We start from the raw sequence: 22,472 nt of genomic DNA on the forward strand, positions 1-22,472 counted from the left end.
ATCAGAGGACACACATCATGGACATCGCATTCCAACCCTATCCGTTCAGCGGAAAGCAGTACCCGGCGCGCATTCCGGCGCTGGAGCATGGCCAGGATGCGCGCCGCCATCCGGTGGCCATCGTCGGCGGCGGCCCGGTCGGCCTGGCCACGGCGCTGGGCCTCGCAAAACAGGGCGTCGCCTCGGTGCTGATCGAGGCCGACAGCTCGGTGTGCCACGGCAGCCGCGCCATCTGCATCTCGCGCCGCAGCCTGGAGATCATCGAGCGCCTCGGCGCCGTCGAAGGCTTCCTCGAAATCGGCCTGCCGTGGACCGGCGGGCGCAGCTTCTACCGCGAAACAGAGGTGCTGCACTTCACCATGCCGCAGGACGAAAACCAGAAGCTGCCGCCGATGATCAACCTGGCGCAGTATCACATCGAGCAGATCCTGCTCGACGCCGCCGAGCGCCACGCCGACCTGATCGACATCCGCTGGCAGACCCGCGTCACCGCGATGGCGCAGGACGGCGACGGCGTCACCCTGCAACTGTCCACGCCCGAAGGCGACTACGCGCTGCAGGCCGACTGGATGGTCGCCTGCGACGGCGGACGCAGCACCATCCGCGAGGAGATGGGCCTGCAGCTGCAGGGCGCCAGCTACGAAGGGCGCTACGTCATCGTCGACATCGCGATGGAGAGCGCGCGCCCGACCGAGCGGCTGGCGTATTTCGATCCGCCGTCGAATCCCGGCTCCACGGTGCTGGTCCACAAGCAGCCCGACAACATCTGGCGCATCGACTACCAGGTGCGCGACGACGAGAGCGTCGACCAGGCGGTGCTGCCGGAGAACGTGCTGCCGCGCGTGCAAAGCCTGCTCGACATGATGGGCGAGAAGGGTCCGTGGGCGCCGATCTGGATCACGATGTACAAGGCGAATGCTCTGACGCTGGAAAAATACCGCCACGGCCGCGTGCTGTTTGCCGGCGATGCCGCCCACCTGGTGCCGATCTTCGGCGTGCGCGGCGCAAACTCGGGCATCGACGACGCCGACAACGCGGCCTGGAAGCTGGCCTACGTGATCAAGGGCCTGGCCGACGAGCGGCTGCTGGATAGCTATTCCAGCGAACGCGTAGCTGCGGCGCACGAGAACCTCAGCTACGGCACCAAGAGCACCGAGTTCATGGCGCCGCCGTCGTTCGCGTTCGCGCTGATGCGCACCGCGGTGCTCAGCCTGGCGGAGAAGCATCCGGCGGTCCGTTCGCTGATCAATCCGCGCCAGAGCTCGGCCATCGCCTATGCGGACTCCCCGTTGAACGCGCCGCAGGAGGAAGCCTGGAATGCCGGACCGGCGTCCGGCACCGTGCTGCCGGAATGCCCGCTGACCGTGGTGCGCGACGGCGTGGAATCGGTTCGGCACATGACCGACCTGCTGGGCGCCGGCTTCACCATCTTCCAGTTCGCGGCGGGGGAGGGCGGCGATACGGCTTTGGCGGACGTGCCGGCAACGCTGGTGACGATCACCAAGCGCAGGAAGATTGATGCCAGCGCTCCTTACGGCTGGGACCACACGGGCCGCCTGTTCGCGCTGTACGGCGCCGAAGCGGGCGGCGTGTACCTGGTGCGCCCGGACGGCCACGTTGCCGGCCGCTGGCATGCTCCCTCCGCGGCGACGGTACTTGCCGCCATCGAGCGCGTGCTGCATCCGCAAACCCGCTAACCGCAAAGGAAACTGCCATGAACGACAGCGAACTCGATGCCGTCTACACGCGGCTGTGCAAGACCATGACCGAACTCGGGGTTGACCGCGCGCCCTTGTTCCTCGCCCGATTTGCTCTGCTGGCGATCGTAGAACTGAACGATGCGGCGCTGGCCACGCGGCTGGTCGACGCCGCGGCCGCCGGCAAAGCCGCCTGACAGGAGCAGCCATGACTCTCGACTATCAATCCGGCTTCGGCAACGAATTTGCCACCGAAGCGCTGCCCGGCGCGCTGCCGGTCGGGCGCAATTCGCCGCAGCGCGCTCCCTACGGCCTGTACGCCGAACAGCTGTCCGGGACCGCGTTCACCGCGCCGCGCCACAGCAACCGGCGCTCGTGGCTGTACCGGATCCGCCCGGCCGCCGTGCACGGGCACTTCACGCCGATCGACAGCGGCCGGCTGACCAGCCGCTTCGACGAGCCGGCGCCGTCGCCCAACCAGTTGCGCTGGGACCCGCTGCGGCTGCCATCGGCGCCCACCGACTTCGTCGCCGGCCTGGTGACGATGGGCGGCAACGGCAGTCCCGAAGCCGGCAGCGGCTGCGGCATTCACCTGTACGCGGCGAACCGCTCGATGGAGCGCTTCTTCTACAACGCCGACGGTGAACTGCTTATCGTGCCGCAGCAGGGCGCTTTGGTCATCGCCACCGAGCTTGGCACCTTGCGCATCGAGCCGCAGGAGATCGCCGTGATCCCGCGCGGCGTACGCTTCCAGGTCCGGCTCGAAGGCGACGCCGCGCGCGGCTACGTCTGCGAAAACTACGGCGCGCTGTTTCGCCTGCCCGACCTGGGCGTGATCGGCTCCAACGGCCTGGCCAATCCGCGCGATTTCCAAACCCCGGTGGCGTGCTACGAAGAGCGCGAGGGCGACTTCGAGCTGGTAGCCAAGTTCCAGGGACGCCTGTGGAGCGCGCCGATCGGCCATTCGCCGCTCGACGTCGTTGCATGGCACGGCAACTACGCGCCCTACAAATACGACCTGCGCCGCTTCAACACCATCGGCTCGATCAGCTACGACCATCCGGATCCGTCGATCTTCCTGGTGCTGCAGGCGCCCAGCGATACGCCGGGAGTGGACACCATCGACTTCGTGATCTTTCCGCCGCGCTGGCTGGCCGCCGAGGACACCTTCCGTCCGCCCTGGTTTCACCGCAATTTCGCCAGCGAGTTCATGGGCCTGATCCACGGCGCCTACGACGCCAAGGCGGAAGGCTTCGTGCCGGGCGGCGCGTCGCTGCACAACTGCATGAGCGGACACGGGCCGGACGCCGCCACCTTCGACAAGGCCAGCGCCGCCGACACCAGCCGTCCCGACCTGGTGAGCGACACGATGGCCTTCATGTTCGAGACGCCCACCGTGATCCGGCCCACCAGCTACGCCGTCGAATCGGCGCAACTGCAGGCCGATTACACCGAATGCTGGCGCGGCCTGGGCAAGCGCTTCGACCCGGCGCGCCGTTGATACTGAATAGGAGAAGAGAATGATTGAATTGAACGAGACGCATGCGGCGGCGCTGCGCAGCTGGGTCGAATCGGCGAACGAACCTGGTACCGATTTCCCGATCCAGAACCTGCCGTTTGCCGTGTTCCGGCGCGCCGGCAGCGGCGAAGCGTTTCGCGGCGGCGTCGCCATCGGTGACCAGATCGTCGACCTCGGACTGGCGGCGCAGTGCGGCGCGCTGGCGCCCGATGCGCGCCCGCTCGCCGCCGCGTGCGGCGACGCCAGCCTGAATCGCTTCATGGCGATGGGGCAGGGCGCGTGGTCGGCACTGCGGCTTGCACTGAGCCGCGCGTTACGTATGGGCGCTGCCGACGCGGAGCGCCTGGCCGCCTGCCTGGTGGCGCAGTCGGACGCCGAGTACACCGTGCCGGCGCGGATCGGCGACTACACCGACTTCTATACGTCTGTGCATCACGCAACCAACATCGGCAAGCTGTTCCGGCCAGATAACCCGCTTATGCCGAACTACAAATGGGTGCCGATCGGCTACCACGGCCGCTCCTCGTCGATCGGCGTGTCGGGCCAGTCGTTCGCCCGGCCGCGCGGGCAGACCATGCCGCCGGGTGCCACGGCGCCGGAATTCGGTCCCTGCAAGCGGCTCGATTACGAACTGGAACTGGGCATCTTCGTCGGCGCCGGCAACGCCAGCGGCGAGCCGGTATCGATCGACGACGCCGAGTCGCACGTGTTTGGCCTGTGCCTGCTCAACGACTGGTCGGCGCGCGACATCCAGGCGTGGGAATACCAGCCGCTCGGCCCCTTCCTGTCGAAGAATTTCGCCACCACGATCTCGCCGTGGATCGTCACGCTCGAAGCGCTGGCGCCGTACCGTCGGCCGTTGGTGCGCCCGCAAGGCGACCCGGAGCCGCTGCCTTACCTGGCGTCGGAGGCCAACCGCGAGCAGGGCGCCATCGACATCCAGCTCGAAGTGCGGCTTGAGACCGAAGCGATGCGCCGCGCCCGCGCCGGCAGTGCGCGCTTGAGCGCTACGAGCTACCGCCACGCCTACTGGACCATCGCGCAGCTGGTGGCGCACCACACGGTCAACGGCTGCAACCTGCAGCCCGGCGACCTGTTCGGCAGCGGCACTTTGTCGGGACCGACGCTGGACCAGGCCGGCGCGCTGATCGAGCTGACCGCCGGCGGCAAAAAACCGGTCGAGCTGCCGGGCGGCGAACTCAGGGCATTCCTGGAAGATGGCGACACCCTGATCCTGCGCGGCTGGTGCGAGCGCCCCGGTCATGCGCGCATCGGCTTCGGCGAGTGCCGCGGCACGGTATTGCCCGCGCGAGGCCATTCCTGAATTTTTCTCCAGCGGCACTGGCGTCGGGCAGATTCGCTTCACTCAGACTGGTCGACTGCTATCGGCTGAGCGCATTTCTTCCAACGTCTGCCGCAGTCGGCGGCAAGCGAGGTCATATGTCGGATGATAGTTCAGTGCATCGATCGCTTCGAATTGCTTTTTCAAGGAATCGTGGCGTTTGTCGAGTTGTTCGAGGACCGAGTCTGCGTGCCGGACCATGACATCAGCATGCAACAGCAAAGCGTGCGGTTCCATTTCTGCAATCAGCGAAAAATCGAATATGTCTCGCCCTGTAATTCTGTCGCCGCGGTGCCACATCTTCTTCGCGATAATCTCGACGGATGTTTCGACGTTGACCTCGCGACCCAAGATCGTTTGAACTTCAAAACCAGGTGAAGTGAGGTTGGGCGCCGCGACGAAGTCGATCTCACCTTCGACGAAGAATAGTTTCACGCTATTCGCGGCTTCCGTGTAGTCGGTCGTGAGGGACTCCGCGAGATCGCTTAGCCGTGGCGTGACGAATCCGAGCGACTGAGGATCTGGCACAAAAATATCGACGTCCTTGCTGAAGCGGTGCCCGTATTTCAGCATCAGGACAGTGCCGCCGCCAAACGTCCAAAAGGGGGCTTCACGGCCGTGCGCGGCGATCTCATCGACCAGCAGCAAGGCTTTTTGCATAAGCCCCTCCCAAAGTTGGGGAATCGGAACCTCGAACTCTTTCATGTCCACACCCTTCTGCAAGCCTTCCATTCTGACGACCACTTCGCCAGATGTTTCATGATCTTCTTTGCGGGTATGGCGGATGTGGCAGCCTCCGAAATCGCTTTGACGGCGACCGGAAGAGGCGTCTCATCAAGAAAAGCCATCAAGTGTGGATGAAAGCGATCCGGAGCACAGCCCGACCGAAGCATCTCCGCCAGCGTTTCAGGCGTGACGATCTCTTTGTAGCTAGTGCTGATACTCCGTGCGGCTACCGTCAGCGCGCTTTTTACGCCAACTGAGGGCTCCAAGCTCATGCCTACGCCCAATATGTCCAACACGTTTATCAGCTTGGAAAAACCTAGATCGTTCAGTGTCCCGTTTTCCAGTTGATTGATCGTCACGCGAGACAGCCCCGCAAGCTTGGCAACGTGTTCCTGCAACAATCCTGTTTCGATCCGTTTCGCGTGAACTTTTGTTCCGATTTCCCGCAACTCCATTGTGATTCCCCTTGTGGAGAGCATGTTAAATATACTTAACATTATAATGACCGGAATGATCAACGCAAGTTGGCATACCTTACGTTATCCGCGGTCGTGTCGCAGCAGGGAGCGCGGCGCCTGGCTAAGCCCCCAGCGCGTCCACCAGGAAATCGACAAAGGTACGCACCTTGGCCGACAAATGTTTGCGGCTTGGGTAGACCGCATACACGCCAAGTTCGGCCGACTGCCATTCCGGCAGAACGCGCACCAGCCGTCCCGCATCGATATCGTCGCCGATGATGAACTGGGGCTGGAACACGATGCCGGCGCCGCGCAGCGCCGCCAGCCGGATGATATCGCCGTTGTCCGCCTTGATCGGGCCGGAGATGGGCACGGCCACCGTGCCGGCCGGCCCTTCGAGGCGCCACTCCGTGCCTGTGCCGGTCAGCGTGTAGCCGAGGCAGGCATGCGCGGTCAGGCCGGCCGGCGTTTGCGGCGCGCCATGGCTGTCGATGTAGGACGGCGCGGCGCAGACGATGCTACGCACCCCGCCGATCTTGCGGGCTATAAGCTCCGACTGCGGCATGGCGCCGATGCGAATCGCCAGGTCGAAGCCTTCGTCGATAAGGTCAACCTTGCGGTCGCTGAGCGAAATGTCCAGCTGCACCTGGGGATAGGCCTGGGTGTAATCGCCGATGATGGCAGCCAGCCGGTGCTGCCCGTACGACAGCGGAATCGTCACCCGAAGCACGCCCTGCGGCATGCGCGTCAGCTGGCCGGCGATCTGTTCCGCCTCTTCGACATCGCTCACGATCTGCACGCTGCGCTCGTAGAACGCGCGCCCGGTTTCGGTGAGGCTCAGCCGGCGCGTCGTGCGGTTCATCAGTCGCGTGCCCAGGTGCTCTTCCAGCTTCTGGATTTGCTTCGACACCATCGCCCTGGAGATATCGAGCTTGTCGGCCGCAGCCGCGAAGCTGCCGCCGTCAACGACGGCCACATACATTCTCATCGAAGCAAAAAGGTCCATTAACGCGCCATTGTCAATCAAGGGGAAACAGTCTATCGCCAAGAACCTTCTTTATCAACCGATTCAACATGGATACCATGAATGCTTCTTACTGCGAGGTACATCATGTCTCCACTGCCCACCATCTTTGTTTCACACGGCTCGCCGATGCTGGCGCTACAGGACAGTCCTGCCCGGCGCTTCTTGCAGGAGCTGGGACAAAGCCTGCCGCGGCCCAAGGCGATCGCCGTTGTCTCCGCTCACTGGGAGACTGCGGGCAGCCCGGCGGTTTCGCTGGCGCCGCGGCCCTCCACGATCCACGACTTCGGCGGCTTTCCGCAGGCGCTGTTCGACATGCGCTACCCGGCGGCCGGTGCGCCGGAAGTTGCCGAGCGCGCCGCCGCGCTGTTCGAAGCGGCCGGCATCCCGGTCGGCCGCAGCGCCGACCGCGGCCTGGATCACGGCGCCTGGGTCCCGCTCAAGCTGATGTACCCGGACGCTGACGTGCCGGTCATGCAGATCTCGCTGGTGCGCGGCGCCAGCCCGGCCGTGCACGAAAAGCTGGGCCAGGCACTGGCGCAATTGCGCCACGAAGGCGTGCTGGTCATCGGATCGGGATCGTTGACCCACAACCTGTACGAGTACCGCGGCCAGCCGGTCGATGCGCCCGCGCCGCACTGGGTCAGCGAATTCGAAAGCTGGATGTGCGAACGGCTGGAAGCCAATGACGCAGAGGCCTTGCTGGACTATCGCAACCGCGCGCCGTCGGCCAAGCAGAACCATCCGACCGAGGAGCACCTGTTGCCGCTGTTCGTAGCGATGGGCGCGGCCGGCGCCGGCGCGAAGACGCAGCTGCTGCATTCGAGTTTCGAACACGGCGTCCTCGCCATGGACGCGTACGCATTCAACTAAGGGCCTGATCATGACTGACACATTGAACGAGACGCTGGTCGAACCGGTATCCGGATTGACCTACCGCGTTCAAGCCGCCCGCGACGCGCAGGGCGAGGCGCCATGCCTGATCCTGCTGCACGGCGTCGGCGCCAACGAAGCGGGTTTCATCGAACTGGCGCGCCGCATGGATCCGCGACTGGTCGTGGTGCTGGCGCGCGGCCCGCTCGAATTCGGGCCGATGCAGTTCGGCTGGTTCCAGGTGCGCTTCACGGCAACCGGACCGGCAATCGATGCGGCGCAGGCCGAGCTGTCGCGCCAGAAGCTGGTGAGCTTCATCGCGCAGCTGCCGCAAGCGCATGACGTCGATCCCAACCGCATCTGGATCGCCGGTTTCAGCCAGGGCGGCATCATGAGCGCGAGCATTGGACTGACGGCGCCGGACAAGGTGGCCGGTTTCGGCATCCTGAGCGGACGCATCCTGCCGGAAGTGCTGCCGCTCGCGCAGCCGGGCGCGGTGACCGCATTCGTCAGTCACGGCGCACAGGACCAGAAACTGGGCATTCACTTTGCCCGCGATGCAAAGGAAGTCCTCGATGGACTCAAAGTGCCTTTGCAGTATCACGAGTATCAAGCCGGCCACGAGCTGAACATGGCGATGCTGGACGACTTCAAACAATGGCTCGGTGTTCAGCTCGACGAGCCTGTAAATTTAACTTAACCGGAGCGAAATCATGCAAACCAATACAACCATCCCTACCAATTTCGACGACACCAGCAAGCTGGTCCTGCGCGCGGCCCTGGCGATCATGCTGCTCTTTCATGGCTACGCCAAGCTCACCGGCGGCATCGGCTTCGTCGGCGACATGCTGGCGAAAGCCGGCGCGCCGGCGGCGCTGGGCTACCTGGTCTACGTCGGCGAAGTGATCGCGCCGCTGATGATCCTGGCCGGTGTCTTCACGCGTCCTGCCGGGCTGGTAGTGGCCATCAACATGATGGTCGCCGTCCTGCTGGTGCATACCGGCCAGGTATTCACCATCAATCAAACCGGCGGCTGGGCGCTCGAACTGCAAGGGATGTATTTCGTTGCGGCGGTCGCTGTCGCGCTGTTGGGAGCCGGCCGTTACAGCCTTGGCGGCACGACGGGCCGCTTCAACTAGCCCCAGCGCGGAGCCTCGTTCGGCGCGGTGATGGGGACGCCGAGTCCCCATCATGCGCATCCTAGGCGTGCGCCAGCTTCAGCGCCGCGTCGAGATCGGCAATCACATCGCCGGCATCCTCGATCCCGACCGACCTGATCGCATTGTCCGATTCAGTTCGCCTTACATGAACCGAAGACTTCTTGATTTACCAGTCCAGTACCGCCGCAAGAGTAAAGTTCGTAGCCCAACAGTTCACCGGGATCTAAACGCGGCGTGCTTTTCTTGATCTTGTTTTCCAAAAGTATCTCAATATGGAGATGTGGAGGTTCGCCTCCTGCATTTCCGGAAGTCCCAGTCTTTCCAATTTGTTCACCACGCTTCACTGTCCCGTCGGTGATATCGGTCTGGCTGAGATGGGCGTACAAGATGTAAAGTTTCTCAAAGTTGCCATTTCCGAATGATTTATTTGAATTTGGCTCAAATTTTGGATTTTTGATCTCCAGCACGACGCAGCGGCCATATCCGGATACGTCGTCGAGACTCTGCACGACAACTCCGTCTGCCACGGCAAACACCGGTGAATTGGGCTCGGCCGAGAGATCCCATCCTCTATGCCATTTTGAAGCGTTGTTTCGCACCTTTCCGTATGAGTTGCTGAGTCCTTCCCGTGGCCCATCGGAGCGAATCTTGTTAACAATGAGAGGCAGTGTCATGGCTGTGCTTTCGTAACAAGAAAACAAACGGGCAAACATATTCGTCAGCGCGGCGTCGAGCCAGTACAGTTTCCGGCGCGCAGTCGGGATGCACAAATTGTTGCTTTCAGTACCTGCGTTCGAATGTCGAGGCGCTAAGTCGTGCAACAAGCACTAGATGCTTCATTTTGATACTCGAAAGTCGATTCGTCTAATGGTTTTCTAATGAGGCGGCGCGGGTGCCCTGTGCGGATGCGCCGCCCACTGCGGCCCCAAGGAGGAGACAATCTTCCCTCGGATGTGACCACCACGCCTCAGCTAACTCAGGCGTGCGCCAGCTTTAGCGCCGCGTCGAGATCGGCAATCAGATCGCCGACATCCTCGATCCCCACCGACAGGCGCAGCAGGTCGGCCGGCGCCGGCGTGCCCGATCCTTCGACACTGGCGCGATGCTCGATCAGGCTCTCCACGCCGCCCAGCGACGTGGCGCGCTTCCACAGCTGTACGTTAGCCGCCACGGCAATCGCCGCCGCTTCGCCTCCCTTGGCGCGAATCGACAGCATGCCGCCGAAGCCCCCTATCATCTGCCTGGCCGCCACCTCATGACCGGCGAACGATGGCAGTCCCGGATAAAGCACTTCGGCTACCAGCGGATGTCCCTCGAAATGCTCGGCGATGCGCTGCGCCGAAACGCATGCGGTGCGCACCCGCGGATACAGCGTGCGCATCCCGCGCGTCAGCAGCCAGGCCTCGAACGGGCCCAGTACGCCGCCGATCTGTGCGCGGATACTGCGAATGCGCTGCCAGAACGGCGAATCGGCGTTCACCGTCAGGCTGCCCGCGATGACATCCGAGTGCCCGTTCAGGTACTTGGTCGCGGCGTGCATGACGATGTCCGCGCCGCGTTTTAGCGGCTGCGTCAGCACCGGCGTGCCCACCGTCGAATCCACCGCCACCAGCGCGCCGGCCGCGTGCGCGATCCGGCAGGTCGCCTCGATATCGGTAATCGTCCACAAGGGATTGGCCGGCGTCTCGATCCATACCAGCTTTGTCTTGCCGGGCTGGATCGCCGCCTGAACGGCCGCGGGCGAATCCATCTCGATGAAATCGATCTGCAGGCCCCAGTGCGTGGCGAAGTTTTTCAGCCAGTTGCGCAGCGACCAGTACATCACCTTCGGCGCCAGCACATGGTCGCCCGGCGTCAGCGCCTGGAACACCGCCGTCGCCGCCGCCATGCCCGATGCGAACAACAGCGTCTGGTGGCCCCCTTCAAGCGCCGTCAGCACCGCTTCCGCCTGGTCGTAGGTGGGATTCTGGTCGCGCGAGTAGATGCGGCCGGACCGGTACTGGTTGTCCTCATCGCGCAAGTACGTCGTGGCGGTGTGAATCGGCGGCGAGATCGCCCTGGTGGCGTCGTCGATCCAGCCCAATCCCTGGGCGGCGATACTTTCCGGCTTCATGTTCTTGATGTCCATGCTTATCCTTATTAAAAATTCTTCGGGTGCCGCTACACCCACAGCATCACGGTATTCGCCGTCGCCTGCAACGCCGGCACGCACTTCGCGCTGGCCTCCGCGGTGGAGCAGGTCGATATCAGCATCGACACCGACAGCGCGCCCACCAGGTTGCCGTGCCGGCTCTTGATCGGCACCGAGATCCCGCGCAGCCCGATCTCGTACTGGCTTTCGGTTACGCCGAAGCCTTGTTCGCGAATCTGCAGCAGTTCGCGCAGCAGCTGCGCCTTGTCGGTGACGGTGGCGTGCGTGTAGGCGACCAGGGTAACCCGGTCCAGGTAGGCGTGCAGCGCTTCATCGGACTGGGCGGCCAGCAGCACGCGGCCCGCGGTGGAGGTGTGCGCCGGCAGGCGCGTGCCCGGGTCGAAGCCGACCGTCAGCTGGCGCGGCGCGTTGACCCGCGTGATGTACACCACCTCGTCGCCGTCCAGCACGGAGTAGTTGGTGGACTCCTGCAGCTGCAGCGTGAGGCGCTGCAGGAACGGCACGATGGCGCGCGGCAGCCGCGCCGAATCGAGGTAGGAGTGGCCCAGCGACAGCACCTTGGGCGTGAGCCAGAAGTTGCGCCCGTCGGTGGCCGCCATGCCGATATGGACCAGCGTGAGCAGATAACGCCGCGCCGCGCTCCGGCTCAGGCCCAGCTTTTCGGCCATTTCGGTCGCGCTCATCTGCACCGCTTCACCGCTGAACGCGCGGATCACTTCGACACCCTTGATCAGGCCATCGATCAGGTCGCACTTGGCGACCTCCACATCGACCAGGACAGGCTTTTTCATCTGATGAAATCCCGTGATTTGTGCGCCTATCGCGCAGGTGGGGCGATTGTCGCATTTATCCTCAATCTTGGGGGTGTATTTTGCGCCGCCATTCTCCTAGACTTGAATGCATGACCATCGCGAGGCCGACCATGACAAGCCAAGACAGCATTCCTGAACCGAATAATCCCTTGGGGATCGATGGCATCGAGTTCGTGGAGTACGCGACCTCGCAGCCGCTGGCGCTGGGCGCCTTGCTCGAGCAGATGGGCTTTGTCGCCACCGCGCGCCACCGATCGCGCGAAGTCACCCTGTACCGGCAGGGCTCAATGAACGTCATCGTCAACGCCGACCCGCGCGCCTTGCCGCAGTCGGGCACCGAACCGCAATCGACCCTGCTCAGCGCCATCGCGCTGCGCGTGCGCGACGCCGCCGCCGCGTACCAGCACGCCATCGACCAGGGCGCCTGGGCCATCCAGACCCGCGCCGGCGCGATGGAGCTGAACATCCCCGGAATCCACGGCGTGGGCGACTCGATCATCTACTTTGTCGACCGCTTCCGCGACTTTTCGATCTACGACGTCGACTTCAAGCCAATCGCCAACGCGCCGGCGCATCCGCCGGCAGTCTCCGGCATGCACTTCTTCGGCGTGGTGCAGGCGATCGACGCCGGCCGCGCGCCGGAATGGATCGACTTCTACGCCCAGCTGATGGACTTCCACGTGCTGCCCGAGGGCCAGTACTTCGGCGTGGTCCCGAAGGGCACCTTGCTGGTCAGCCCCTGCCACCGCTTCTACCTGCAGCTGGTCGAACCGCCCGAAGGCGCGGGCGGCCTGCAATGGGGCGAGCAGCTCATACGCGTCGCGTTTGGCGCCCCCGACGTCGAGGCGGCCACGCGCGCATTGAAACAGCGCGGCATCGTCTTCATCGACCGCGAGCCGGTGCAGCCGAACGCGAAGGGCGCGCTGACGCAACTGTACAAAGGCGGCGTCAGCTTCGAGCTGGTCGTCAGCCATCTGCAGCCGGAGGCAGCATGAACCTCTCCAACTTCGGCATGGACAGCATCACCCTGGCCGGTCCGCTGGAGGCCAAGCTGCAAGCCTCGCGCGACGCCGGCTTCTCGCAGATCATGCTGTGGGCGAAGGACCTGGCCGGCCATCCGGGCGGCTTTGACGAAGCGGTGCGCCTGGTGCGCGCCAGCGGCCTGCGCGTGACCGGCCTGCAGGTGATGCGCGACTTCGAGGGCCTGTCCGGCACGCTGCACGAGTACAAGCTCGATATCGCCAAGCAGATGCTGCGCATCTGCCGCGCGGTCGGCGCGCCGCTGCTGCTGGTGTGTTCGAGCACCTCGAGCCACGCCAGCGGCGAGCCGGCGCTGCTGGCGCGCCACCTGGCCAAGCTGGCCACGCTGGCGGTGCCGCTGGGCGTGCGCATCGGTTACGAGGCGCTGTCCTGGGGCCGCCACATCAACCAGTACGAGCAATCGTGGGAAGTGGTGCAGATGGCCGACCACGCCAACCTGGGCCTGGTGATCGACTCTTTCCACATGCTCGCAAGGCAGGCGAACCTGGACTACCTGCAGGAGATTTCAAGCGACAGGATCGCACTGGTGCAGCTGTCGGACTTCATGTGGCGCGACATCGCCAGCGCCGAGGAACGCCTTGAAACGGCGCGCCACCTGCGCGTGTTTCCGGGCGAGGGCGCGCACTCCGACGAACTGGCCGACCTGCTGCGCCGGCTCGACCGCGCCGGCTACCGCGGCGACTACAGCTTCGAAGTATTCAACGACGATTACCAGCAGCTGCCGCTGGCGGTGGTGGCGCAGCGCGCCCATCGCAGCGCCAAGTGGGTCACCGACCAGGTTTTGCGGCGCAGCCTGGAAATGCGCCGCCGCACCGCGAACCATCCGACCATGGCCTAGCTATATTTGGCCGGCGATGCAACCGCCGGCCCGCTACGGCATCTAACAATCAAAGGGGAAAGCCATGAAAATCCTGGTGCTTAACGGTATCAACCTCAACATGTTCGGCAAGCGCGATCCTGCCCAGTACGGCACGACAACGCTGGCCGAAATCGACGACCGGCTACGCACGCTCGGCGCCGAACTTGGCGCTGAAATCACCGCCTTCCAGACCAACTTCGAAGGCGCCATGTGCGAGCGCATCCACGCCGCTTTCGCCGAAGACTTCGACGCGGTGCTGATCAACGCCGGCGCCTGGACCCACTACAGCTACGGCATCCGGGACGCGCTGGCCATTCTCACCGTCCCGATCATCGAGCTGCACATGTCCAACGTCCACGCGCGCGAGCCGTTCCGCCACGTCTCGGTGTTCGCCGACGTCGTCAAGGGCCAGATTTGCGGCTTCGGCGCCGACAGCTACCTGCTGGCGCTGCGCGCCGCGGTATCGGCAGTCCAGCCGAAATAAGGGGACGAAAATGCGCAAGTCAATTGCCACGGTATCGCTGTCGGGCATGCTGGCCGAAAAGCTCGAGGCCGCCGCCGCGGCGCGCTTCGACGGTGTCGAAATCTTCGAAAACGACCTGCTCAACTTCCCCGGCACGCCGCGCGACGTGCGCCGCCTGTGCGCGGAACTGGGGCTGCGCATCGAGATGTTCCAGCCGTTTCGCGACTTCGAAGGCGTCTCGCCGGAGCAGCTGCAGCGTAACCTGGACCGCGCCGAACGCAAGTTCGACGTCATGGAGGAACTCGGCACCGACCTCATTCTGGTGTGCTCCAACATCGCCGACACCGCTTCGCCCGACCTCGGCCTGCGCGCCGAACAACTGCGGCTGATGGCCGAACGCGCCGCGCGGCGCGGCGTGCGCATCGCCCTCGAAGCGCTGGCCTGGGGCACTACCGTCAATCGCTTCTCGCAGGTGTGGGACATCGTCCAGCGCGCCGACCATCCGCACCTTGGTGTGGCGCTCGACAGCTTCCATACGCTGGCGATCAAGGACGACTTCCACCCGATCAAGGACATCCCCGGTGAGCGCATTTTCTTCGTCCAGCTGGCCGACGCGCCCTGGATCAACACCGACCCGCTGACCCACAGCCGCCACTACCGATGCTTCCCCGGCCAGGGCGAGATGGACGTGCCGGGCTTTGTGGGCGCCGTGCTCGACGCCGGCTACACCGGCCCGATCTCGCTCGAAATCTTCAACGACGAAGGCAAGGCGGCGCCGGCGCGCGCCAACGCGGCCGACGCGATGCGCTCGCTGCTGTGGCTCGAAGAGCAGGTGCGGCGCCTGCCGTCGCTCCACACGCCGAACTTCACGCATGGCGAGTTGCGCCGCATCGCGCTTCTCGATCCGCCGCCCGAGCCGGTGCTGCACGGCTGGTCCTTCATCGAGTTCGCTGTCGACGCGCCGACCGCGGTGCGGCTGCGCGCCTTCCTCGCCACGCTCGGCTTCGGCCTGGTCGGGCGCCACCGCTCGAAGCAGGTCGAGCTGCTGGGACAGGGCGACGTCAGCATCGTGTTGAACCTCGAAGAAGATTCGCTGGCGCGCAGCTATTTCGAACTGCACGGCACCTCGGCCTGCGCGGTCGCGCTGGCCACCGACGACGCGGCGGCCGCGCTGGCGCGCGCCGAAGCCCTTGGCGCCACTCGCGTCGCCGGCCGGGTGGGCCCCAACGAGCTGACCATCCCTGCCGTGCGCGCGCCGGACGGCGGCCTGGTGTACTTCTTCGACACGCAGCGCGGCGGCAGCCATGGCTTCGAGGCCGACTTCGAACTCGAATCAGCCCAACACGATGACGGTCCGTTCGGTGCTGGCGCGCGTATCGACCACATCTCGCACGTGCTGCCGGTTGGCCAGCTCGATAGCTGGGTGCTGTTCTACCGCGCGCTGCTCGGCCTCGCACCGAAAGCCAACACGGTCCTGAGCGACCCGTACGGCGTGATCAAGAGCCGTGCGCTGGAGTCGTCCAACGAAGCGGTGCGCTACGTGCTGAACGTGTCCGAGCGGCCCGGCACCACTGTCGGCCGCACGGTTGGCCAGTTCGGCGGCGCCGGCATCCAGCACATCGCGGTGGCCGTGCAGGACGTCGTCGCCACGGTGCGGCAGGCCATCGCGCGCGGCGCCACCATGCTGGCCATTTCGGCCAACTACTACGACGACCTGGGCGCCAAGTACGGCACCCCGCAAGCCACGCTCGACCTGTGGCGTTCGCTCGGCATCATGATGGACCGGGTCGGCAACGCCGAACTGCTGCACGCCTACACGGTACCGTTCGATAACCGCTTCTTCTTCGAGATCATCGAGCGGCGCAATGGCTACCTGGGCTACGGCGCCGGCGACGCGCCGGTCAGGCTTGCGGCGCAGGCGCAATGGCAGCGCGAACAGGGCGGCGCAGCTTTCTAATCTTCACAAGGAATTGAAAATGGATCAGACATTACACGACGCGGCGCTGGAATATCACGAAACTCCACGACGCGGGAAAATCGAAGTCACGCCGACCAAGGCGCTGGCCACCAAGCGCGACCTGTCGCTGGCGTATTCGCCCGGCGTTGCCGCGCCCTGCATGGCGATTCACAAGGATCCGCTGATGGCGGCGCGCTACACGTCGCGCAGCAACCTGGTCGGGGTAATCACCAACGGCAGCGCAGTGCTTGGACTGGGCGATATCGGACCGCTGGCCGCCAAGCCGGTCATGGAAGGCAAGGCCTGTCTGTTCAAGGCGTTTGCCGGCATCGACGTCTTCGATATCGAGCTGGACGAAACCGATCCCGACAAGCTGGTCGACATCATCGCCGCGCTGCAGCCGACGCTTGGCGGCGTCAACCTGGAAGACATCAAGGCGCCGGAGTGCTTCTACATCGAGAAGAAGCTGCGCGAACGCCTGAAGATTCCTGTCTTTCACGACGACCAGCATGGAACGGCGATCATTTCCGCCGCCGCCATCCTGAACGGACTTCAGATCGTCGGCAAGCGCATCGCCGACGTGAAGCTGGTGGTGTCGGGAGCGGGCGCGGCGTCGATCGCCTGCCTGAACTTGCTGGTGGATCTGGGAATCAGGCCCGCCAATATCTACGTCTGCGATTCAAGGGGCTTGATCTACGCGGGGCGGGACGCGCAGATGGAACCCAACAAGGCGCGCTACGCGCAAGCGCCTTCGGGCCTGCGCAGCCTTGCCGACGTGATGCCGGGCGCCGATATCTTTCTCGGTTGCTCCGCGGCCGGCGTGCTCAAGCCGGAGATGGTTGCGGGTATGGCGGCGCGGCCCTTGATCCTGGCGCTGGCCAATCCCGAGCCCGAAATCCGTCCCGAGATCGCCAGCGCCGTGCGGCCCGATGCGATCATCGCCACCGGCCGCTCCGACTACCCGAACCAGGTCAACAACGTGCTGTGTTTCCCCTTCATCTTCCGCGGTGCGCTCGACGTGGGCGCGAACACCATCAACGAAGAGATGAAGCTGGCGACGGTGCGCGCCATCGCGGCGCTCGCGCAGGAGCCGGGCAACGAGGAAGTCGCGCTTGCGTGCGGCGCCGACCTGCATCCGTTCGGCCCGGATTACCTGATCCCGAGCCCCTTCGATCCGCGCCTGATTCTGCGGATCGCGCCGGCGGTCGCGCAGGCGGCGATGGATTCGGGCGTGGCGTCATTGCCGATTGCCGACATGGACGCGTATCGCGCGCGGTTGGCCGCGATGATGGCGGGCAGCGCCCATCCCCACGGATGACGATGACCGATGCTTGATATCCTGGCGATCACCAGTCCGATCTACATCACGATCCTGACCGGATTCCTGGCGACTCGCTACGGATGGTTCGACAAGCCGGCGATGCGCAACTTCGGCGCCTTCGTCATCAAGCTCGCGCTGCCGGCGCTGCTGTTTCGGGCCGTTGGGCAGCGCCAGATCGGCGAGATCCTCAACGTCAGCTACCTGGCTGCCTATGCGGGCGGATCGCTGGCGGTCATCGGGGTAGCCTATTTCTGCTGCCGGCGCTTCGCGAGGCTGGGCCGCTCCACCAGCGCAATCTACGCGATGGGCATGTCGTGCTCGAACAGCGGCTTCATCGGCTATCCAATCCTGCTGCTGACGTTTGCGCCCGTGGCCGGCGTCGCGCTGGCGCTCAACGTCATCATCGAAAACGTGCTGGTGCTGCCCTTGCTGCTGGCGATGGCCGAACGCGGCGGCGGCGACAGCGGGCCTTGGTACAAGCTGGCCGGCAAATCGCTGGCGCAACTGGCGCGCAATCCCATCGTCATCGGCACCGCGGCCGGCCTGGTCGTGTCGCTGTTCGGCTGGACTTTGCCGGCGCCGGCCGACCGCACGGTGTCGATGTTTGCCGTGTCCAGCGCCGCGCTGTCGCTGTTCGTCATCGGCGGCACGCTGGTGGGGCTGCCGATCGGACGGCTGGCGAAGCGCGCCGCGCCCGTCAGCTTCTTCAAGCTGGTCGGGCACCCGCTGGCGGTGCTGGCCGGGGTGCTGGCGGTGCCGTTTCTCGGTCTGCCGCGCCTTGAACCGATGCTGGGGATGGCGGCGGTGCTGCTGGCGGCGGTGCCGATGGCGTCGATCTACCCGATCCTGGCGCAGGCCTACGGCCAGGAAGACTTCAGCGCCACGGCCCTGGTCATCACGATCATCGCGTCATTTTTCACGCTCAGCGGCCTGCTGTGGATCATGCACCGCGTTTCGATGTAGCCAGCGGCGCCGACAAAAACGGGGTCAGGTCCGTCGGACCTGACCCCAGCCCCTGGGCCGCGGCCCATCAATGGTTTTGGGCGCGCTGCTTCACCAATAGCGCCGCCATCGCCACCAGGCCGGCCGCCGCGATCACCGTGAAGGTGCCAGCGAAACCGAACTGCCGCCGCGCCAGCTCGGCGACCAGGAACGATCCCGCGATGCCGCCAAAACGGCCGATTCCCAGCATCCAGGCGACACCGGTGGCGCGCCCCTGGGTCGGGTAGAACGCCGCGGCCAGCGCAGGCAGGGAGGACTGCGCGGTGTTCATCATGATCCCCGCGACGAACACGACGGCCCCGAGCAGCGCCAGGTTGCCCGACACCTGGCCGATGGCGAACACGCTGGCCGCCGTCGCCGCGAAGCCTGCGGCGATCACCAGGTTCGCGTTGTAGCGGTCCATCAGCCAGCCGAACAGCACCGCGCCGACGCCGCCCAACGGGAACAGCGCCGATACGCGCGCTGCGGTCTGCGGCGGGAAGCCGGCATCCTTGAGCAGCAGCGGCATCCAGTTGATCAGGGCGTAGAAGATCACCAGCCCCATGAAGTACGTCAGCCACAGCATCACCGTGCCGGCCAGGTAGGGGCGCGAGAGGACCAGACCGATGCCGCTCTTTGCTTCCGTGCGTGCGGCGGACTCGGTCATGACAAAACTGCTTGCATCCAGCGCGACGGGAGAAATCCGGCCCAATGATGCGCGGATACGTTCCGGCGCGGCGCGCCTGGCCACGAGAAATCGAACCGACTCCGGCAACAGCAGCACGATCAGGACGGCCAGCACCACCGGCACCGTGCCGCCGGCGAGCAGCACGCTGCGCCAGCCCCATTGCGGGATCATCCACGCGGCCAGGAAGCCGCCCAGTGCGGCGCCGAGGGGAAAGCCGCAGAACATCGCGTTGGTGAGCGTGGCGCGCCGCTTGTCGGGGCAGTATTCGCTCATGAGCGTGACCGCGTTCGGCATGGCGGCGCCGAGACCGACGCCGGTCACGAAGCGCAGCACCGTCAGTTCGGCCAGGCTGGCGGAAAACGACGACCATACGCAGGCGATACCGAACAAGATCACCGATGCGGTCAGCACCACTTTGCGGCCGATGCGGTCGGCCGTGGGGCCGGCGATGATGGCGCCGGCGGCCAGGCCGAAAAGCGCCGCGCTCAGCACAGGACCGAGCGCGGGCCGCGAAATACCCCATTCCTTGATCAGAGAGGGGGCGATGAAACCGATAGCTGCCGTGTCGAAGCCGTCAAGCAGGACGATCACGAAGCACAGGGCGAAGATCAGCCATTGGAAGGGTGAAAATGGCTGCGCGTTCAGGAAATCCTGGACGTTGATGACGTCGTTGCTGCGAGCGCGGTCGAGCATGATGCTGTCTCCTCCTAATTATTAGGCGCTGTACCGTTTCAAGATGGGGTCAGGTCCGCAGGACCAGACCCCGGGCCCGCCTCAGCCTTCACACTCGCTCGAGGATCACTGCGATCCCCTGGCCGACACCGATGCACATGGTGCACAGCGCATAGCGCCCGCCGCTGCGGTGCAGCTGGTTCACGGCGGTGGTCACAAGCCGCGCGCCCGAAGCGCCCAGCGGATGCCCGAGCGCGATCGCGCCGCCGTTGGGGTTCACGCGCGGATCGTCGTCCTGCAAGCCGAGCGCGCGCATCACCGCCAGGCCCTGCGCCGCAAACGCTTCGTTCAATTCGATCACGTCGAACTGGTCGAGCGTCATGCCGGTCATCGCCAGCACCTTCAGCGTGGCCGGGTAGGGACCCATGCCCATCACTCGCGGCGCCAGGCCGGCAGTAGCCATCGCCACCACGCGGGCGCGCGGCGTGAGGCCGAAGCGGCCAGCGCTCTCGGCGTTCGCCAGCAGCAGCGCGCAGGCGCCGTCGTTGATGCCGGACGCATTCCCCGCGGTGACCGATCCGTCCGGATTGACCACCGGCTTGAGTTTGGCGAGCGTTTCGAGCGAGGTCTCGCGCGGATGCTCGTCGCGCGACACCACCAGCGCATCGCCTTTCTTTTGCGGGATCGTTACCTGCGCGATCTCGCTGTCGAACACGCCGGCCTGCTGCGCCGCCACGGCCTTCTGCTGGCTGGCCAGCGCGAAGCGGTCCTGGTCGGCGCGGCTGATGTTGTATTCGGCCGCTACGTTTTCCGCCGTCTGCGGCATCGTGTCGACGCCATATGCAGCCTTCAGCGCCGGGTTGACGAAGCGCCAGCCCATCGTCGTGTCCTCCATCTTCATCGCGCGCGAGAAGGCGCTGTCTGCCTTGCCGACGACAAAAGGCGCGCGGCTCATGCTCTCGACGCCGCCGGCGATCATCAGCGATGTCTCGCCGCTCTTGATGGCGCGCGCCGCCGTGCCGATGGCGTCCATGCCGGATCCGCACAGGCGGTTGATGGTGCTGCCGGGGACTTCGACCGGCAGCCCGGCCAGCAGCAATGACATGCGCGCGACGTTGCGGTTGTCTTCGCCGGCCTGGTTGGCGCAGCCGTACAGCACGTCGTCGACGGCCTTCCAGTCCACTTGCGGATTGCGGGCCATCAGCGCGCGCAGCGGCACGGCGCCCAAGTCGTCGGCGCGCACGGTGGAAAGGGCGCCGCCGTAGCGGCCGAATGGTGTGCGCTGTTCGTCGCAGATAAAGGCGTCTTGCATGGTGGTCTCCTGGTTATCGTTGTAAGCCGTTGATCAGCGGGACCTGGCTCAGCGCCTGCAGCGCGTCGAAGGTCATGCCGTCCACGATGTTGGTCACGGTGGCGCGTCCACCGGCCAGGTCGATCACCGCGATGTCCGAGTAGATGCGCGCGACACAGCCCACGCCGGTCAGCGGATAGGTGCAGGCCTCGACCAGCTTGGCCTGGCCGCCCTTGGTCAGGTACTCCATCATCACGTAGGTCTTCTTGGCGCCGATCGCCAGGTCCATCGCGCCGCCGACGGCGGGAATCGCGTCCGGCGCGCCGGTATGCCAGTTGGCCAGGTCGCCGTTCGCCGCCACCTGGAATGCGCCCAGCACGCAGACGTCGAGGTGCCCGCCGCGCATCATGCCGAAGCTGTCGGCGTGATGGAAGTAGCAGCCGCCCGGCAGCAGCGTCACCGGCTGCTTGCCGGCGTTGATCAGGTCATAGTCTTCCTCGCCCTTGGCTGGCGCGGGACCGATGCCGATTACCCCGTTCTCGCTGTGCAGGACGATCTCGCGGTCGGCCGGCAGGTGGTTCGCCACCATGGTCGGCAGGCCGATGCCCAGGTTGACCACCGCACCGTCCGGGATGTCGTTCGCCACCATCGCCGCCATCTGGTCGCGGCTCCATTTGTTCGTGTTCGCATCGCTCATGATCTTGTCTCCGCGTGAATGGTTATGCTTCCCGGAAGCCGGCCGGCCCCGTGACCGTACGCGCGACCTTGACGACGCGCTGCACGAACAGGCCGGGCGTGACGACCGCTTCGGGATCGAGCTCACCCAGTTCGACGATTTCGTGCACCGACGCCACCGTCAGCGCAGCGGCGCTGGCCATGATCGGGCCGAAATTGCGCGCGGTCTTGCGGTAGGTGAGGTTGCCCCAGCGGTCGCCGCGCTCGGCCTTGATGAGCGCGACGTCGGCGCGGATCGGATATTCCAGCACGTAGGCGCGGCCGTCGATCTGGCGCGTCTCCTTGCCTTCGGCCAGCAGGGTGCCGGCGCCGGTCGGCGTGAAGAAGGCGCCGATGCCGGCGCCCGCGGCGCGGATGCGCTCGGCCAGGTTCCCCTGCGGGACCAGTTCGAGTTCGATCTTGCCGGCGCGGTACAGCGAGTCGAACACGTGCGAGTCGGCCTGGCGCGGGAATGAGCAGATGATCTTGCGCACGTTGCCGCTCTTGAGCAGCGCGGCCAGGCCGGTGTCGCCATTGCCGGCGTTGTTGTTGACGATGACGAGGTCTTTCGCGCCGTGCGCGATCAAACCGTCGATCAGTTCGGCCGGCTGGCCGGCGCCGCCGAAGCCGCCGATCATTACCGTGGCGCCGTCCTGGATCGGAGCGAGCGCTTCCTCGATGGAGGCAGAAATTTTATTAATCATGACCGTCTTCTGGTTAGG

Annotated in this window: 22 protein-coding genes and 1 pseudogene; 13 read left to right on the forward strand and 10 right to left on the reverse strand. The window is 65.2% G+C overall.

From position 1 onward, the window contains the following. The first annotated feature begins 17 nt into the window (after positions 1-17). Genes Q4S45_RS06390 through fahA form a run of 4 tightly spaced genes read left to right on the forward strand, consistent with a single transcriptional unit; the run spans position 18 to position 4,540 of the window. On the forward strand, positions 18-1,697 hold the full coding sequence (locus Q4S45_RS06390) for an FAD-dependent oxidoreductase (protein WP_305510207.1): 1,680 nt from the start codon (positions 18-20) through the stop codon (positions 1,695-1,697). A gap of 17 nt (positions 1,698-1,714) precedes the next feature. Further along, positions 1,715-1,894: a hypothetical protein gene (locus Q4S45_RS06395; protein ID WP_305510209.1), complete on the forward strand. Its 180-nt coding sequence runs from the start codon at positions 1,715-1,717 to the stop codon at positions 1,892-1,894. A gap of 11 nt (positions 1,895-1,905) precedes the next feature. After that, on the forward strand, positions 1,906-3,198 hold the full coding sequence (gene hmgA, locus Q4S45_RS06400; RefSeq protein ID WP_305510211.1) for a homogentisate 1,2-dioxygenase: 1,293 nt from the start codon (positions 1,906-1,908) through the stop codon (positions 3,196-3,198). 19 nt (positions 3,199-3,217) lie between these two features. Beyond that, entirely contained in the window at positions 3,218-4,540 is a 1,323-nt protein-coding gene (gene fahA / locus Q4S45_RS06405; RefSeq protein ID WP_374046081.1) for a fumarylacetoacetase, read from the forward strand. Positions 4,541-4,582: 42 nt separating this feature from the next. On the opposite strand, the gene Q4S45_RS06410 is transcribed toward fahA, so the two are convergent. The 3 genes from Q4S45_RS06410 to Q4S45_RS06420 form a co-directional block, all read right to left on the reverse strand. After that, a complete protein-coding gene (locus Q4S45_RS06410; protein ID WP_305510213.1) occupies positions 4,583-5,263 on the reverse strand; it encodes a nucleotidyl transferase AbiEii/AbiGii toxin family protein in 681 nt (226 codons plus the stop codon). Further along, on the reverse strand, positions 5,260-5,739 hold the full coding sequence (locus tag Q4S45_RS06415) for a helix-turn-helix domain-containing protein (RefSeq protein ID WP_305510215.1): 480 nt from the start codon (positions 5,737-5,739) through the stop codon (positions 5,260-5,262). Before Q4S45_RS06415 ends, Q4S45_RS06410 begins: the two co-directional genes overlap by 4 nt. Before the next feature lie 124 nt (positions 5,740-5,863). Then, positions 5,864-6,730 carry a LysR family transcriptional regulator gene (locus Q4S45_RS06420; RefSeq protein WP_305510217.1) on the reverse strand — a complete coding sequence of 289 codons (867 nt, stop codon included), beginning with the start codon at positions 6,728-6,730 and terminating at the stop codon, positions 5,864-5,866. Between the two features lie 123 nt (positions 6,731-6,853). Between Q4S45_RS06420 and Q4S45_RS06425 the strand changes: the two genes are divergently transcribed. The 3 genes from Q4S45_RS06425 to Q4S45_RS06435 are packed head-to-tail and all read left to right on the forward strand — an operon-like array spanning position 6,854 to position 8,778. Further along, positions 6,854-7,639 carry a dioxygenase gene (locus Q4S45_RS06425; protein WP_305510219.1) on the forward strand — a complete coding sequence of 262 codons (786 nt, stop codon included), beginning with the start codon at positions 6,854-6,856 and terminating at the stop codon, positions 7,637-7,639. A gap of 10 nt (positions 7,640-7,649) precedes the next feature. After that, positions 7,650-8,339 carry an alpha/beta hydrolase gene (locus Q4S45_RS06430; RefSeq protein WP_305510220.1) on the forward strand — a complete coding sequence of 230 codons (690 nt, stop codon included), beginning with the start codon at positions 7,650-7,652 and terminating at the stop codon, positions 8,337-8,339. A 13-nt stretch (positions 8,340-8,352) separates the two neighbouring features. Then, the gene (locus tag Q4S45_RS06435; protein ID WP_305510222.1) at positions 8,353-8,778 is read left to right on the forward strand and encodes a DoxX family protein; all 426 of its coding nucleotides are present in this window, start codon (positions 8,353-8,355) and stop codon (positions 8,776-8,778) included. A 152-nt stretch (positions 8,779-8,930) separates the two neighbouring features. On the opposite strand, the gene Q4S45_RS06440 is transcribed toward Q4S45_RS06435, so the two are convergent. From Q4S45_RS06440 to Q4S45_RS06450, 3 genes are all read right to left on the reverse strand, one after another. Next, a complete protein-coding gene (locus tag Q4S45_RS06440) occupies positions 8,931-9,473 on the reverse strand; it encodes a M23 family metallopeptidase (RefSeq protein ID WP_305510224.1) in 543 nt (180 codons plus the stop codon). A 302-nt stretch (positions 9,474-9,775) separates the two neighbouring features. Then, positions 9,776-10,927, reverse strand: coding sequence for a PLP-dependent aspartate aminotransferase family protein (locus Q4S45_RS06445; protein WP_305510226.1), 1,152 nt, complete (start codon positions 10,925-10,927; stop codon positions 9,776-9,778). Positions 10,928-10,959: 32 nt separating this feature from the next. Next, a complete protein-coding gene (locus tag Q4S45_RS06450) occupies positions 10,960-11,742 on the reverse strand; it encodes an IclR family transcriptional regulator C-terminal domain-containing protein (RefSeq protein ID WP_305510228.1) in 783 nt (260 codons plus the stop codon). Positions 11,743-11,873: 131 nt separating this feature from the next. On the opposite strand from Q4S45_RS06450, the gene Q4S45_RS06455 reads away from it, so the two are divergent. The 6 genes and pseudogenes from Q4S45_RS06455 (at position 11,874) to Q4S45_RS06480 (ending at position 18,367) form a co-directional block, all read left to right on the forward strand. Next, a complete protein-coding gene (locus tag Q4S45_RS06455; RefSeq protein ID WP_305510229.1) occupies positions 11,874-12,758 on the forward strand; it encodes a 4-hydroxyphenylpyruvate dioxygenase in 885 nt (294 codons plus the stop codon). Next, on the forward strand, positions 12,755-13,642 hold the full coding sequence (locus Q4S45_RS06460; RefSeq protein WP_305510231.1) for a sugar phosphate isomerase/epimerase: 888 nt from the start codon (positions 12,755-12,757) through the stop codon (positions 13,640-13,642). Before Q4S45_RS06455 ends, Q4S45_RS06460 begins: the two co-directional genes overlap by 4 nt. A gap of 64 nt (positions 13,643-13,706) precedes the next feature. Continuing rightward, complete coding sequence (gene aroQ / locus Q4S45_RS06465) at positions 13,707-14,147, forward strand: type II 3-dehydroquinate dehydratase (protein ID WP_305510232.1); 441 nt, start codon at positions 13,707-13,709, stop codon at positions 14,145-14,147. Between the two features lie 10 nt (positions 14,148-14,157). After that, positions 14,158-16,083, forward strand: a complete 1,926-nt coding sequence (locus Q4S45_RS06470; RefSeq protein ID WP_305510233.1) for a bifunctional sugar phosphate isomerase/epimerase/4-hydroxyphenylpyruvate dioxygenase family protein — start codon at positions 14,158-14,160, stop codon at positions 16,081-16,083. A gap of 19 nt (positions 16,084-16,102) precedes the next feature. Continuing rightward, positions 16,103-17,368, forward strand: a pseudogene (locus Q4S45_RS06475) (malic enzyme-like NAD(P)-binding protein); the annotation flags it as partial. Positions 17,369-17,410: 42 nt separating this feature from the next. After that, positions 17,411-18,367 (forward strand): AEC family transporter, encoded by a 957-nt coding sequence (locus Q4S45_RS06480; RefSeq protein ID WP_305510234.1) that lies wholly within the window; start codon positions 17,411-17,413, stop codon positions 18,365-18,367. Positions 18,368-18,434: 67 nt separating this feature from the next. Here the strand turns inward: Q4S45_RS06480 and Q4S45_RS06485 are convergent, their stop codons facing one another. The 4 genes from Q4S45_RS06485 to Q4S45_RS06500 form a co-directional block, all read right to left on the reverse strand. After that, on the reverse strand, positions 18,435-19,766 hold the full coding sequence (locus Q4S45_RS06485) for an MFS transporter (RefSeq protein WP_305510236.1): 1,332 nt from the start codon (positions 19,764-19,766) through the stop codon (positions 18,435-18,437). An 88-nt stretch (positions 19,767-19,854) separates the two neighbouring features. Further along, the gene (gene pcaF / locus Q4S45_RS06490; protein WP_305510238.1) at positions 19,855-21,057 is read right to left on the reverse strand and encodes a 3-oxoadipyl-CoA thiolase; all 1,203 of its coding nucleotides are present in this window, start codon (positions 21,055-21,057) and stop codon (positions 19,855-19,857) included. Between the two features lie 13 nt (positions 21,058-21,070). Further along, positions 21,071-21,733, reverse strand: coding sequence for a 3-oxoacid CoA-transferase subunit B (locus Q4S45_RS06495; RefSeq protein ID WP_305510240.1), 663 nt, complete (start codon positions 21,731-21,733; stop codon positions 21,071-21,073). Positions 21,734-21,755: 22 nt separating this feature from the next. Next, entirely contained in the window at positions 21,756-22,454 is a 699-nt protein-coding gene (locus tag Q4S45_RS06500; RefSeq protein ID WP_305510242.1) for a 3-oxoacid CoA-transferase subunit A, read from the reverse strand. Positions 22,455-22,472 lie beyond the last annotated feature (18 nt).

Source organism: Massilia sp. R2A-15, from assembly GCF_030704305.1.
Lineage (GTDB): Bacteria > Pseudomonadota > Gammaproteobacteria > Burkholderiales > Burkholderiaceae_D > JAFCUW01.

Excerpts from the sequence above, each read along its gene's own strand:
- hmgA (WP_305510211.1), top strand. The coding sequence starts at position 1,906 with ATGACTCTCGACTATCAATCCGGCTTCGGCAACGAATTTGCCACCGAA.
- fahA (WP_374046081.1), top strand. The coding sequence starts at position 3,218 with ATGATTGAATTGAACGAGACGCATGCGGCGGCGCTGCGCAGCTGGGTC.
- Q4S45_RS06460 (WP_305510231.1), top strand. The coding sequence starts at position 12,755 with ATGAACCTCTCCAACTTCGGCATGGACAGCATCACCCTGGCCGGTCCG.
- Q4S45_RS06480 (WP_305510234.1), top strand. The coding sequence starts at position 17,411 with ATGCTTGATATCCTGGCGATCACCAGTCCGATCTACATCACGATCCTG.
- Q4S45_RS06500 (WP_305510242.1), bottom strand. The coding sequence starts at position 22,454 with ATGATTAATAAAATTTCTGCCTCCATCGAGGAAGCGCTCGCTCCGATC.
- Q4S45_RS06455 (WP_305510229.1), top strand. The coding sequence starts at position 11,874 with ATGACAAGCCAAGACAGCATTCCTGAACCGAATAATCCCTTGGGGATC.
- Q4S45_RS06425 (WP_305510219.1), top strand. The coding sequence starts at position 6,854 with ATGTCTCCACTGCCCACCATCTTTGTTTCACACGGCTCGCCGATGCTG.
- Q4S45_RS06395 (WP_305510209.1), top strand. The coding sequence starts at position 1,715 with ATGAACGACAGCGAACTCGATGCCGTCTACACGCGGCTGTGCAAGACC.
- Q4S45_RS06495 (WP_305510240.1), bottom strand. The coding sequence starts at position 21,733 with ATGAGCGATGCGAACACGAACAAATGGAGCCGCGACCAGATGGCGGCG.
- pcaF (WP_305510238.1), bottom strand. The coding sequence starts at position 21,057 with ATGCAAGACGCCTTTATCTGCGACGAACAGCGCACACCATTCGGCCGC.
- Q4S45_RS06415 (WP_305510215.1), bottom strand. The coding sequence starts at position 5,739 with ATGGAGTTGCGGGAAATCGGAACAAAAGTTCACGCGAAACGGATCGAA.
- Q4S45_RS06420 (WP_305510217.1), bottom strand. The coding sequence starts at position 6,730 with ATGAGAATGTATGTGGCCGTCGTTGACGGCGGCAGCTTCGCGGCTGCG.
- Q4S45_RS06450 (WP_305510228.1), bottom strand. The coding sequence starts at position 11,742 with ATGAAAAAGCCTGTCCTGGTCGATGTGGAGGTCGCCAAGTGCGACCTG.
- Q4S45_RS06410 (WP_305510213.1), bottom strand. The coding sequence starts at position 5,263 with ATGAAAGAGTTCGAGGTTCCGATTCCCCAACTTTGGGAGGGGCTTATG.
- Q4S45_RS06470 (WP_305510233.1), top strand. The coding sequence starts at position 14,158 with ATGCGCAAGTCAATTGCCACGGTATCGCTGTCGGGCATGCTGGCCGAA.
- Q4S45_RS06435 (WP_305510222.1), top strand. The coding sequence starts at position 8,353 with ATGCAAACCAATACAACCATCCCTACCAATTTCGACGACACCAGCAAG.
- Q4S45_RS06485 (WP_305510236.1), bottom strand. The coding sequence starts at position 19,766 with ATGCTCGACCGCGCTCGCAGCAACGACGTCATCAACGTCCAGGATTTC.
- Q4S45_RS06440 (WP_305510224.1), bottom strand. The coding sequence starts at position 9,473 with ATGACACTGCCTCTCATTGTTAACAAGATTCGCTCCGATGGGCCACGG.
- aroQ (WP_305510232.1), top strand. The coding sequence starts at position 13,707 with ATGAAAATCCTGGTGCTTAACGGTATCAACCTCAACATGTTCGGCAAG.
- Q4S45_RS06445 (WP_305510226.1), bottom strand. The coding sequence starts at position 10,927 with ATGGACATCAAGAACATGAAGCCGGAAAGTATCGCCGCCCAGGGATTG.
- Q4S45_RS06430 (WP_305510220.1), top strand. The coding sequence starts at position 7,650 with ATGACTGACACATTGAACGAGACGCTGGTCGAACCGGTATCCGGATTG.
- Q4S45_RS06390 (WP_305510207.1), top strand. The coding sequence starts at position 18 with ATGGACATCGCATTCCAACCCTATCCGTTCAGCGGAAAGCAGTACCCG.